The 11,806-nt window shown below is 69.8% G+C and carries 13 protein-coding genes, 1 tRNA gene and 1 pseudogene; 7 read left to right on the top strand and 8 right to left on the bottom strand.

What is annotated here, in order from left to right; genetic code table 11:
* The 4 genes from VB737_RS11805 to VB737_RS11790 all read right to left on the bottom strand — a co-directional run.
* Window positions 1–660, bottom strand: a 660-nt coding sequence (locus VB737_RS11805; RefSeq protein WP_500313178.1) for a CinA family nicotinamide mononucleotide deamidase-related protein, incomplete at its 3' end; no start/stop codon positions are given.
* Complete coding sequence (locus VB737_RS11800) at window positions 657–1,739, bottom strand: MraY family glycosyltransferase (protein ID WP_500313176.1); 1,083 nt, start codon at window positions 1,737–1,739, stop codon at window positions 657–659. The genes VB737_RS11805 and VB737_RS11800, both read right to left, overlap by 4 nt.
* Window positions 1,740–1,797: 58 nt before the next feature.
* On the bottom strand, window positions 1,798–3,108 hold the full coding sequence (gene glyA / locus VB737_RS11795) for a serine hydroxymethyltransferase (RefSeq protein ID WP_500313175.1): 1,311 nt from the start codon (window positions 3,106–3,108) through the stop codon (window positions 1,798–1,800).
* A gap of 140 nt (window positions 3,109–3,248) precedes the next feature.
* A tRNA-Arg gene (locus tag VB737_RS11790) sits at window positions 3,249–3,322 on the bottom strand.
* Window positions 3,323–3,436: 114 nt separating this feature from the next.
* Between VB737_RS11790 and VB737_RS11785 the strand changes: the two genes are divergently transcribed.
* Genes VB737_RS11785 through VB737_RS11775 form a run of 3 tightly spaced genes read left to right on the top strand, consistent with a single transcriptional unit; the run spans window position 3,437 to window position 4,274 of the window.
* Window positions 3,437–3,676: a hypothetical protein gene (locus tag VB737_RS11785; protein ID WP_500313173.1), complete on the top strand. Its 240-nt coding sequence runs from the start codon at window positions 3,437–3,439 to the stop codon at window positions 3,674–3,676.
* A complete protein-coding gene (locus VB737_RS11780; protein WP_500313171.1) occupies window positions 3,673–3,960 on the top strand; it encodes a DUF3181 family protein in 288 nt (95 codons plus the stop codon). The genes VB737_RS11785 and VB737_RS11780 overlap by 4 nt, the downstream gene beginning before the upstream one ends.
* Window positions 3,961–4,016: 56 nt before the next feature.
* Window positions 4,017–4,274, top strand: coding sequence for a hypothetical protein (locus VB737_RS11775; protein ID WP_015109642.1), 258 nt, complete (start codon window positions 4,017–4,019; stop codon window positions 4,272–4,274).
* Here the strand turns inward: VB737_RS11775 and murJ are convergent.
* Window positions 4,271–5,875: a murein biosynthesis integral membrane protein MurJ gene (gene murJ, locus VB737_RS11770; RefSeq protein ID WP_500313169.1), complete on the bottom strand. Its 1,605-nt coding sequence runs from the start codon at window positions 5,873–5,875 to the stop codon at window positions 4,271–4,273. The genes VB737_RS11775 and murJ overlap by 4 nt on opposite strands.
* Window positions 5,876–5,941: 66 nt before the next feature.
* Here murJ and sfsA point away from each other — a divergent pair, with 66 nt between their 5' ends.
* A complete protein-coding gene (sfsA, locus tag VB737_RS11765; protein WP_500313167.1) occupies window positions 5,942–6,700 on the top strand; it encodes a DNA/RNA nuclease SfsA in 759 nt (252 codons plus the stop codon).
* On the opposite strand, the gene VB737_RS11760 is transcribed toward sfsA, so the two are convergent.
* Entirely contained in the window at window positions 6,688–6,882 is a 195-nt protein-coding gene (locus tag VB737_RS11760) for a DUF4278 domain-containing protein (RefSeq protein ID WP_500313166.1), read from the bottom strand. The two genes, sfsA and VB737_RS11760, sit on opposite strands and share 13 nt — an antisense overlap.
* Before the next feature lie 262 nt (window positions 6,883–7,144).
* Here VB737_RS11760 and VB737_RS11755 point away from each other — a divergent pair, with 262 nt between their 5' ends.
* The 3 genes from VB737_RS11755 (at window position 7,145) to VB737_RS11745 (ending at window position 10,727) form a co-directional block, all read left to right on the top strand.
* Complete coding sequence (locus VB737_RS11755) at window positions 7,145–8,614, top strand: ammonium transporter (protein ID WP_500313164.1); 1,470 nt, start codon at window positions 7,145–7,147, stop codon at window positions 8,612–8,614.
* A gap of 105 nt (window positions 8,615–8,719) precedes the next feature.
* A complete protein-coding gene (locus VB737_RS11750; RefSeq protein ID WP_500313162.1) occupies window positions 8,720–9,928 on the top strand; it encodes a 4-hydroxy-3-methylbut-2-enyl diphosphate reductase in 1,209 nt (402 codons plus the stop codon).
* 121 nt (window positions 9,929–10,049) lie between these two features.
* Window positions 10,050–10,727, top strand: a complete 678-nt coding sequence (locus tag VB737_RS11745; RefSeq protein WP_500313160.1) for a DUF1997 domain-containing protein — start codon at window positions 10,050–10,052, stop codon at window positions 10,725–10,727.
* Window positions 10,728–10,769: 42 nt separating this feature from the next.
* Here VB737_RS11745 and VB737_RS11740 read toward each other — a convergent pair whose 3' ends face one another.
* Both VB737_RS11740 and purH read right to left on the bottom strand, forming a co-directional pair.
* Window positions 10,770–11,246 (bottom strand): DUF4079 domain-containing protein, encoded by a 477-nt coding sequence (locus tag VB737_RS11740; protein WP_500313180.1) that lies wholly within the window; start codon window positions 11,244–11,246, stop codon window positions 10,770–10,772.
* Window positions 11,247–11,314: 68 nt separating this feature from the next.
* A pseudogene (gene purH / locus VB737_RS11735) lies at window positions 11,315–11,806 on the bottom strand (bifunctional phosphoribosylaminoimidazolecarboxamide formyltransferase/IMP cyclohydrolase); the annotation flags it as partial.

Genomic DNA, 11,806 nt, shown 5'->3' with positions numbered 1-11,806 from the left:
GGCATAGGGGGCCACGGTGGGGTTCTCCAGCGCCAGCAGGTCGTGCACCCGCTCCGCCAGATCGGACTCGGCCACGCCCCAGAAGCGCAGCATGCGGCTGGCGAACACCCCGCCCGCCAGGCCCGCCTGCCGCAGCCAGGGGGCGGCGGTGGCCTCCCACATGGCCCGCAGCTCACTGGGGACCCCCGGGAAGGTGAGCACGGTGAACCCCGGCACCGGGGTCCAGATCATTCCGGGCGCCGTGCCGGTGGGGTTGGGCAGCACGGCGGCCCCCCGCGGCAGCAGGGCCTGCTTGCGGTTGGAGGGGGCAACGCTGCGGCCCCGGGCCGTGATCCGGGCCTGGATCGCCGACCAGATCTCGCCGTGTTCCACCAGGTCGGCGCCGAAGGCCGCCGCGATCGCCTCGGTGGTGAGGTCGTCGGGGGTGGGCCCCAGGCCGCCGGTGGTGATCAGCACCCGGCAGCGGCCCGCCGCCTGCCGCACCGCCTCGATGAGCCGTTCCCGGTTGTCGCCCACCACCTGCTGGCGGTGGTGCACCACCCCGAGGGCGGCCAGCTGCTCGGCCAGCCAGCGGGCGTTGCCATTGACGATGTTGCCCAGCAGCAGCTCGGTGCCGATGCAGAGCACCTCCACCCCGGCGTTGCCGGGGGGGCCGCTCACTTGGCCTCCTCCTGCATCTGGCGGCGGCAGACCACCAGCACGGCGATCAGCACCGCCGTCGCCAGCGCCAGCCAGAGGAAGCGCATCTCGGCATTGGCCAGCACCAGGGCGATGGAGGCCAGCCACTGGGTGAAGGCATAGATCAGCACCACGGTGCGGCGGTGGCTGAAGCCGGCCCGCAGCAGGCGGTGGTGCAGGTGGCGGCGATCCGGGTAGAAGGGCGAGCGGCCGGCCCGCAGGCGGCCCATGATCACCGCCGACATGTCAGCCAGGGGCAGGGACAGGATCATCAGCGGCAGCAGCAGGCTGACGCTGGTGAGGCGCTTGGCCGGCCCGACGATGCTGATCGCCGCCAGGGCGAAGCCGAGGAAGTAGGAGCCCCCGTCGCCCATGAAGATGCGGGCCGGGTTGAAGTTGTGGCGCAGGAAGCCCAGGCAGCTGCCGGCCAGGGCCGCCGCCAGCAGGCCGGCGGCGGGCTGGCTGAGGCTGAAGCTCACCGAGAGCAGCCCGACGGCGGCGATGCCGCTCACCCCCGCCGCCAGCCCGTCGAGGCCATCAAGCCAGTTGATCGCGTTGGTGATCCCCACCAGCCAGACCACCGTGGCCAGCAGGCTCAGCCCCTCCGGCAGCGGCAGCCCGGCGGCGGAGGTGCCCAGCCCGAAGGGCAGGTCGATGCTGCCGATGCGCACGCCCTGGTTCCACACCGCCGCGGCCACGAGCACCTGGCCGCAGAGGCGCGGCAGGGGGGGCAGGGCGAACAGGTCGTCCGCCAGGCCGATCACGAAGAAGCAGAGGGCCCCCGCCAGGGTGGTCCAGATCAGCTGGTCCTTGTCCGGCGGCAGGTCGGCGAAGCCGCCGAAGGTCCAGGTGCAGGCCAGCGAAAGGCTGAATCCGGCCACGATTCCCACCCCACCCAGCCGCACCATGGGCAGGGTGTGCTGCTTGCGGTCGTCGGGCGGATCCACCAGCCCCCAGCGCAGACCGAGCCCCCGCACCACAGGCACGATCAGCGCCGTGAGCAGGGCCGCCGCCGTGGCCGTGAGCAGGGCCGCCGCGTTGGGGCTGTAGGCGAGGGTCACAACGGCGGGCCGGAAGAGTGCGGTCCTGAAGGCGACACGTTACGGGTGAACGGGGCCGTCAGGCGTGCTGGAGCTCACGTTGTCGTCCATAGAGAGGGAAGCGGCCGCAGAGGGAGGCCACCCGTTCGCGGCAGCGCAGTTCCACGGCGGCGTCCTCCGGGTGCAGCAGGCGGTCGGCGATGACGTCGGCCACCTCGCGGAAGGCCTCGGCATCGAAGCCGCGGGTGGTGAGGGCGGCGCTGCCCAGGCGCAGGCCGCTGGTGACGAACGGCGACTCCGGATCGAAGGGCACCGTGTTCTTGTTGGCGGTGATGTTGACGTCGCTCACCAGGCGGTCGGCCACCTTGCCCGTGAGGCCGATGGAGCGCAGGTCGAGCAGCACCAGGTGGTTGTCGGTGCCGCCGGAGACCACGGCGATGCCCCGCTCCTGGATCCGCTCGGCCAGGGCCTGGGCATTGCGCACCACCTGCTGGCTGTAGCTGCGGAAGCTGGGCTGCAGCGCCTCCCCGAAGGCCACGGCCTTGGCGGCGATCACGTGCTCCAGCGGCCCGCCCTGGGAGCCGGGGAAGACGGCCTTGTCGAACTGGCGGCCGAAGGTGGCGTCGTTGCAAAGGATCAGGCCGCCCCGGGGGCCCCGCAGGGTCTTGTGGGTGGTGGTGGTGACCACGTGGCAGTGGGGCACCGGGCTGGGGTGCACGCCGGAGGCCACCAGACCGGCGATGTGGGCCATGTCGGCCAGCAGGTAGGCCCCCACTTCATCGGCGATGGCCCGGAAGGCGGCGAAGTCGATCGTGCGGGGGTAGGCGGAGTAGCCGCAGATGATCAGCTTGGGCCGATGCTCGAGAGCCAGCTGGCGGATGGTGTCGAAGTTGAGCTGGTGGGTCTCGGGGTCGACGCCGTAGTGGACAGCCTTGAACCACTTGCCCGACACGTTCACCGGCGAGCCGTGGGTGAGGTGGCCGCCGTGGGAAAGGTCCATCCCCAGGATCGTGTCGCCCGGCTGCAGCAGGGCCAGGAACACGGCGAAGTTGGCCTGGGCGCCGCTGTGGGGCTGGACGTTGGCCCAGGCCGCGCCGAACAGCTGCTTGGCCCGGGCGATGGCCAGGTCCTCGATGATGTCGACGTGCTCGCAGCCGCCGTAGTAGCGCTTGTGGGGCAGGCCCTCGGCGTACTTGTTGGTGAGCACCGAGCCCTGGGCCTCCATCACCGCCCGTGAGGCGAAGTTCTCACTGGCGATCAGCTCAAGGTGGGTCTGCTGGCGCCGCAGCTCCTTCTCAATCAGGGCAGCGATGGCCGGATCGCCGCTGGCCAGGGGGCTGTCGATGGAGGCTGCAGGGTACGCAGGGCCGTGATCCGCTCGGTCCGCCATGGGGCTACTCGGTGTGAAACCGATCGTAGGCAAACGCCGCAGGCCTGGCCGGGCTCGGGCGGGCCGGGGGCCGGACGCCGGGGACCCGACGAAGGGGCGGCCATAAAAAAAACCGCCCCGGAGGGCGGTGTGGGAAGAAACGCGCCTGGAGAGATTCGAACTCCCGACCCTCTGATCCGTAGTCAGATGCTCTAATCCGCTGAGCTACAAGCGCCTGCCCGGTCATTCTCACCCCACGGGGTGCCGATCCGTCAACAGCGCCCCCGCCACCCCCGGCCCGATAGGGTCCGCAGCAGAGCCCAACTACCGCCTGCGGCGGTCTTCCCCCATGCCGATCCGCTGGTACGGCCCCGCCAACCCCGACGATCCCACCTATCGGCACTTCGAGCGGATCGTGAACCTGACGCTCCATGCCGCCCTGTTCGCGGCGGTCAACAGCGGCCTCTGGTTCGTCCAGGGCCTGCGCCACCCCTGGTCCCACCTGGGCTGGCTCACGATCGGCTGGGCCGCCCTGCTGCTCGTCCATGGCAGCGTGGTGGTGCTGCAACGCCCCGAACCCCAGCCATGACGCTTGCCGCCGCCGACCTCGAGGAACTGGCCCGGGCGATCGCCGACCGGCTGTACGTGCAGGTGGCCGGCTGGCACCTCTATCTGGGCGATGCGGGCCTGGCCCAGACCCTGGCGATCGAATGCGCCGCCCGGCTCGACCAGGGCGCCGAGGTCTGCGCCCGCCAGGCCCTGGAGGCGGTGCAGGTGCCGATCGGCGGCGGGGCGACACGCCTGCCCCTGGCACGCCTGGTGCCCGCCGGCCAGCTGCGTGATCTGGAAGACGTGCTGCAACCCTTTTGCTGACCCCTGCGGTCGGAAGGCCGTTCTACCGATAGGGTGACGCCCCACGCAGGCGGGTCGTGCTGGTCATCGAAGTCACCAATGCCCGTGACGTGGTGCGCCAGCGCATCGGCCGGCTGGGCGGGCGTCTGATCGGCAAGGTGGTCGATGCGGAGGCCCAGGTGGAGAAGGCCCTGATCCAGGAACTGGAGAGCGCCTTCCGGGACTTCGGCATCGAGGCCCGGATCTTCTCCATCGACGGGCCCCAGATGATCGGCCGCTCCCATCTGGAGATTCCCGTGCAGGTCCGCGAGGAACGCCAGGTGCGGCTGCCCTAGGCCCGTCGGCGCACCATCCGCAGCAGCTGGCCCACCTCGGGAACGCCCGCAACGCTGGCCAGCAGTCCGTAGAGGCCCACCGCCAGGCCGGCACAGAGCGTGTTCTGGAGCAGCAGCCCCACCAGGCCCGGGGGCCAGGCCACCTGCAACGACAGCCACCAGCAGGCCCCCCCGCCGGCCACGGCGGACAGCAGCAGCTTGCCGCTGTCGGCCGCCCAGAGCCGCAGGGGCAGGCCCCCCAGCCGGCGGCTCAGGGCCAGCAGCAGGCCGGCGCAGGTGATCAGGTTCACCGCCACGGTGGCCAGCACCAGGCCGGCGGCGCCGGCGTTGAGCATGGGCAGCTGGAGACCCCAGCCCGGCGTGGGGCCACCGGTGAAGGCCCAGCAGAACACCGCGTTGAGGCCGATCCCCGCCAGGGACCAGCGGAAGGGGGTGTTGCCGTCGCCGAGGGCATAGAAGACGCGCACCAGCACGTCGCGGCCCAGGTAGGCCGGCATGCCGATCCCGTAGGCCATCAGCAGCTGGCCCACCAGGTCGGCGGCGCTGTTATCGAAGGCACCGCGCTGGTAGATCAGGGCCACGATCGGCACGGCCAGGGCCACCATCAACGCCCCCAGGGGCAGCATGGTGGCGTTGGAGAGCATCAGGCCCTGGCGGATGCGCGCCACCAGCTCGGGCCGGTCCTCCGGCGCCGTGAGCCGGGCATAGACGGGCAGCAGCGGCACCAGCAGCACGTTGGAGAGCAGGCCCAGGGGCGTCTGCACCAGCAGGTTGGCGTAGCCCAGGCCCGCCGCCGCCGCCGGCATTCCCGAGGCGAAGAACAGCGACACGAAGACGTTGATCTGGAGCATGCCCGAGGAGAGGGTGGCAGGCCCCATCACCTGCAGCACCTCCCGCACGCCCGGATCGCGCCAGTCCCACACCAGCTGCAGCCGGTTGAGGCCCTCCTTGGCCAGGGCCGGCAGCTGGATCAACCACTGCAGGATCGCCCCCACCGTGGTGCTGGCGGCCAGCACCACGCCTCCGATCACCGCCGCGGCGGGCAGGGTGATGCCACTGCCCAGCTGCCACCAGAGCAGGCCGATGCCGCCGATGACGGCGACGCTGGAGAGCAGGGGACTGACCGAGGGCAGCCAGAAGACGTCGGCGGCGTTGAGGGCGCCGAAACCGAGGCCGATCAGGCCGGCGAACAGGGCCATCGGCGCCATCCAGCGCAGTTGCAGCACGGCCAGGGCGTGGCGATCCGGGTCGAGGCCGGGACCCACCAGGTCGATGAGGGGATCGGCGGCCACCAGCAGCAGCAGGGTGACGACGATCAGACCCGCCCCCACCAGGGTGTTGATGCTGGCCAGCACGTGGGCACCCTCATGGCGCGGCCGCCGGGCCAGCACGCTGACCATGGCGCTGTGGAAGGGGCCGTTGATGCCGCCGAGCAGGATCAGCAGGAACCCCGGCAGCACGTAGGCGTAGTTGTAGGCGTCGTAGGCCGCGCCCACGCCGAAGGCGGCGGCGATCACCTGCTGGCGCAGCAGACCGGCCACCTTGCTGAGGGCGGTGGCCGCCCCCACGATCAGGGCTATCCGGCGCAGGGATCGGGCCATGGCGGCGGGGCACTGCCCATCGGAACGCACGGCAGTATGGCCGGCTCCCCCCGGGCACCCGACCCCATGGCCCCAGCGACCGTTGCCGTGCCCGTGCTGTCCACCGGCCCGCTGGTGGAAGGGGTGCTGCTGAAGCGCTACAAGCGCTTCCTGGCCGACGTGCAGCTGGACGATGGCCGCACGGTGACGGCCCACTGCCCGAACACGGGGCCGATGACCGGGGTGCTGTGGCCGGGCGGGAGGGTGCGCCTGCGCCACGACCCCTCACCCAGCCGCAAGCTGGCCTGGACCTGGGAGCAGGCCCAGGTCGACGGCCAGGGCGGCGGCCCGGTCTGGGTGGGGGTCAACACGGCGCTGCCCAACCGGCTGGTGCGGGCCACGATCGAAGCGGGCTGCCTGGAGCCCTGGCTGGGCCCCATCGGCAGCGTGCGCGCCGAGGTGCCCTACGGCGAGGGGCGCCGCAGCCGGATCGACCTGCTGCTGACACCGGCGGACGGCGCCGCCGATCCACGGCCGATCTATGTGGAGGTGAAGAACACGACCTGGAGCGACGGCGATCTGGCCCTGTTCCCGGACACGGTCACCGAACGGGGCCAGAAGCACCTGGTGGAGCTCACGGCCCTGGTCCCCGGGGCCCGGGCGGTGCTGGTGCCGTGCCTGAGCCGGGGTGACGTGACGCGCTTCGCGCCGGGGGACAGCGCCGACCCCCGCTACGGGGAGCTGTTCAGGGCCGCGGCCGCGGCCGGGGTCGAGGTGCTCCCCTGCCGCTACAGCTTCGATGCAACGGCGGTGACGTGGCTGGGCCTGGCCGCTCAGGCCTGGTGATGGTGGTAGTGGGTGCCGCGGTAGACGAGGTCGAGGGCCTCATCCACCGGGGAGGGTTCGTGTCGCAGCGGCGCGTCGTAGTGATGACCGCGATAGACGTGGTCGATCGGGGCGGGGGAGGGGAATTCGTCGTGGGAGTGGTCGTAGGGGAGACCGCGATAGCAGAGGGCGGAACGGGCCATGGCGACAAAGGCGGAGATGGGGAGGCCATGCCGGCCTCCCTGATGCATGTCTAGCGCCTCCGCACTGTCCATGCTGAACTTTTTCTACCACTCTTTGCATCCCTTAAGACGTGCTCCCGCCGCGGACCGCCCGGCGGCGCGATGGCCTCGGGCTCATTTGGTAGCGAATCAGACATTGGAACGGGTGTCCGTCGTGGATAGTCGGAGCTTGTTGATGCCTACTCCGGCGTCAGAAGTCGAACGTTCTCTTCACCACGTTCCCATGATCGATTCAAGTCACCCGCACAAGGTTCGACCGCCGAGAAACCTCAGCGAAGCCAGCTTGCTTGAGGCGCCGGCCTTTTTACTGCGAAAGGTTCGTGGTCTCTCCTCACGCGCGAGCCTCACCTGGCTCGCCTGTGTGCCTCTGGCCCTGTTCATCCTGGGCGTGTTCAACCTCTCGGCCCACGCGGCCGAGCTGCCCGAGCTCACCCCCGGCTTTCTGGTCAACAACCTCTGGCTGGCCATCGCGGCCTTCCTGGTGATCTTCATGAACGCCGGCTTCGCCATGGTGGAAGCCGGGCTCTGTCGCCAGAAGAACGCCGTCAACATCCTGGCCAAGAACCTGATCGTCTTCGCCCTGGCGGTGTCGGCCTACTGGTTCATCGGCTACAAGATCATGTACAACGCCGACTGGGTGATCCCAGGGGTGTTCAAATTCGGCGGCCTGTTCTTCGATCCCACCGTCACCCCCGAGATGGTGACCGAGGCCAAGCTCGTCCCCAGCGTCGACTTCCTGTTCCAAGCGGCTTTCGCCGGCACGGCCGCCACGATCGTTTCCGGCCTCGTGGCCGAGCGCATCAAGTTCAAGGAGTTCGTGATCTTCTCCCTGATCCTGGTCGGCATCATCTACCCGATCGCCGGATCCTGGACCTGGAACTTCCCCGACGATGCCGGCCTGGGTGGTGGCTGGCTCAGCACGCTTGGCTTCAAGGACTTCGCAGGATCCACCGTCGTCCACTCCGTCGGTGCCTGGGCCGGCGTGGTCGGCGCCATGATCCTCGGCCCCCGCATCGGCAAGTACGTCGATTCCAAGCCCCAGGCCATCCCCGGCCACAGCCTGGCCCTGGCCACCCTGGGTGCCCTGATCCTCTGGCTCGGCTGGTACGGCTTCAACCCCGGTTCCGTCCTGGCCATGAACGAGACGGTTCCCTACATCGCCGTCACCACCACCCTCGGCGCCGCCGGCGGTGGCATCGCCGGCACCCTGATCTCCCAGATCCACTCCGGCAAGCCGGACCTCACGATGGCCATCAACGGCATCCTGGCCGGCCTGGTCGGGGTCACTGCCGGCTGCGACGGCTTCCCGATGTGGGCCGCCTGGGTCGTGGGCTTCATCGGCGGCGCCATCGTCGTCTACGCCGTCAGCTTCATCGATTCGATCGGTATCGACGATCCCGTGGGCGCCTTCTCGGTCCACGGTGTGGGCGGTGTCTGGGCCACCCTGGCCGTTGGCCTGTTCAACAAGGACGCCGGCCTGCTTCTCGGCAAGGGCTTCAACCAGCTCGGCATCCAGTTCCTGGGCGTCTTCGCCTACGCCATCTACACCGTCATCACCGCCTGGATCCTCTGGAGCATCCTCGGCGCTCTCACCGGAGGCATCCGCGTGGAGGAGAAGGAGGAGCTGGTCGGTCTCGACATCAGCGAGCACGGCATGGAGGCCTACCCCGACTTCGTGGCCTCTTCGAACTGAGCCTTCCGTTCCGTTCCCCTGACCCGACCGCGGCTACGGCCGCGGTTTTTTTTCGCCCGTCCCACCGCCGACCCCCATAGAGTCGGCACAACCCGGTACCTGCCTGTGGACACCCGTGCCTTCAAGCGCTCCCTCCACCACTCGGATCGCTACAACCGCCGCGGCTTCGGCCTGGGCGACGAGGTCGCGGGCAGCCTCGAGCAGGCCTACCAGAGCAACCTGATCGCCAGCCTGCGGGAGAACGGCCACGTCCTGCAGCGCGGGCGGCTCAGGATCCGTCTGGCGGAGGCCTTCGGCTTCTGCTGGGGCGTGGAGCGGGCGGTGGCGATGGCCTACGAAACCCGCCGCCACTACCCCAGCGAGCGGATCTGGATCACCAACGAGATCATCCACAACCCCTCGGTCAACGCCCATCTGCGCCAGATGGACGTCCGCTTCATCCCGGTCGATGACGACGTCAAGGACTTCTCCGAGGTCGGCACCGGCGATGTGGTGATCCTGCCGGCCTTCGGCGCCACAGTGCAGGAGATGCAGCTGCTCAACGAACGGGGCTGCCACATCGTCGACACCACCTGCCCCTGGGTCTCGAAGGTGTGGAACACCGTCGAGAAGCACAAGAAGCACGCCTTCACCTCGATCATCCACGGCAAGGTGAAGCACGAGGAGACCCTGGCCACGAGCTCCTTCGCCGGCACCTACCTGGTGGTGCTCGACCTGGCCGAGGCCCGCATGGTGAGCGACTTCATCCTCGAGCGGGGCCAGGGGGCCACCGATCGCGAAGCCTTCATGGCCCATTTCGCCAATGCCTGCTCCCCCGGCTTCGACCCCGACCGGGATCTGGTGCGGGTGGGCGTCGCCAACCAGACCACCATGCTCAAGAGCGAGACCGAGGAGATCGGCCGGCTGTTCGAGCGCACCATGCTGCAGCGCTTCGGCCCCGCCGAGCTCGACGAGCACTTCCTCGCCTTCAACACCATCTGCGATGCCACCCAGGAGCGCCAGGACGCCATGTTCGCCCTGGTGGACGAACCCCTCGACCTGATGGTGGTCATCGGCGGCTACAACTCCTCCAACACCACCCACCTGCAGGAGATCGCCGTCAGCCGCGGCATCCGCTCCTTCCACATCGACACCCCCGAGCGGATCGGGCCGGGCAACCGCATTGAGCACAAGCCCCTGGGCGGCGAGCTGGAGACCCTGGAGCCCTTCCTGCCGGAGGGGCCGGTGCGGGTGGGCATCACTTCAGGCGCCTCCACCCCCGACCGGGTCGTGGAGGACGTGATCGAGCGCCTGGTGGGCCTCAGCGAGGAGTGAACCCCGAACGGGTGGCTTTACATTCGCAAAAGGTTTTCCTCCCCCCAGGGCCGCCCGGGAGATCAGAACCCCCGTCCTTTCTGGCCGTTCCCCTCTGACCCACCGCACGCCCCAGACCACGATGGCGGCAGGCTCTTCCCTGCACCAGGGTCCCGACGACACCGGGGCCACCCCGAGCGAGCCCCTGCGCGACCGGACGGACCCTGCCATCCGCCGCTACGCCAGCACCTTCGCCGATCTGATGGAGATGCGGGCACCGGCCGCCGTGGTGGGTGCCTACCTCGACCGCCACGAGGGCTGGTTCCGCCGCTGCGCCGCCCCGATGACGGTGGAGCCCATCGGCAGCCAGGGGTATGTGCTGACCCTCGGCCGCTTCGGCAACTTCGGCTTCGAGGTGGAGCCCACCATCGGCCTGGAGCTGCTGCCCCAGGCCGCCGGGATCTACCGCATCGTCACCGTGCCCCTGCCCCACTCCGATGCGGCCCTGCGGGGGCTCTACGACGTCGAATTCGCGGCCTCCCTGCGCCTCGACGAGGCCGGCGGCTCCGAGGTGTCCCACGAGGAGGTGGATGGGGTGATGCTCCACACCCTGGTGCGCTGGCAACTCGACCTGGCCGTGTGGCTGCGGCTGCCCGGGATGCTCTCGCTGCTCCCGGAGCACCTGGTCCAGAGCAGCGGCGATCACCTGCTGCGGCAGATCGTGCGGCAGATCTCCCGCCGGCTCACCTGGAAGGTGCAGGAGGACTTCCACGCCAGCCACGGCATCCCCTGCCCGCCGCGGCGCCGGGCCCAGTTCTGAGGGGCTGGAGCCCTTCGGGGGTGGTGCTCAGGGAGCGGGGGCTCAGGGAGCCGGAGCGGTGAGGATCTTGTTGACGATCTGCATGCCGCTGACGGCCTGCCACAGGAACAGGGTCATCAGGGTCATGTTGAGGCCCACATGCACCTTGCGGGCGATCAGGTTGCCGGCCTGCATCAGGGGGGAGAGGGAGGCCGCCAGGGCAATCAGGGAGAGCATGCCGAGCCCCACCAGCAGGTGCGGACCGACGAACAACTTGCCGTTGTTGATGTAGGTGACGGCCATGCCGCCGACGCAGCCCAGCACCATCAGCGCCAGAACGATGCTGCCGAACTGGAAATGGCGTTTGGCGAACTGCCCCTTGATCAGCTCCTTGCGGTCCTCGGCGCTGGCCGTGCGGGTCTTCTTGGCCTTGATCCCGAGGACCATGGCGTAGCCCGCCAGACCCAGCAGCACCCACATCAGCAGGGGGTGGGCGAAGTTGAGGCCGAAGGCGATCGAAGCGGGTAGGGCGGCGAACATGACGCGTTGGAACTCCACCGGGCCAGGGCCGGCTGCGAGTGCATCGAAGTTACAACTTCTCCGTCCCCTCAGTGCAGAAAGTGACGACGGCCGGTGATCACCATCACCATGGCGTTGGCGTTGCAGGCGACGATCGAATCCGGGTCACGCTTGCTGCCGCCGGGCTGGATCACCGCCCGGATGCCGTGCTGCGCCGCCAGCAGCACCGTGTCATCGAAGGGGAAGAAGCCATCGCTGGCCAGCACGGCCCCCCGGGCGGCCTCGCCGGCCGCCTCGAGGGCCAGCCGGGCCGAACCCACCCGGTTCATCTGGCCCGCCCCGACCCCCAGGGTGCGGCCGTCGCGGGCCACCAGGATGGCGTTGGAGCGCACATGGCGCACCACCTGCCAGGCGAAGCGCAGATCCTTCCATTCCTGGGCGCTGGGCTGCCGCTCGCTCACCACCTGCCAGGCGTCGGGATCGGCGGGGCCGTCGTCCGCCTGCTGGGCCAGCACCCCCCCCAGCACGCTGCGCAGCTGCAGGGCTCCGGCCGCCCCCGCCACGGCGCCGGGGTCGAGCTC

Source organism: Synechococcus sp. BA-120 BA3 (assembly GCF_034931285.1).
Classification (GTDB): Bacteria; Cyanobacteriota; Cyanobacteriia; order PCC-6307; family Cyanobiaceae; genus Cyanobium.
This window is presented reverse-complemented; position numbering and strand designations above follow the sequence as displayed.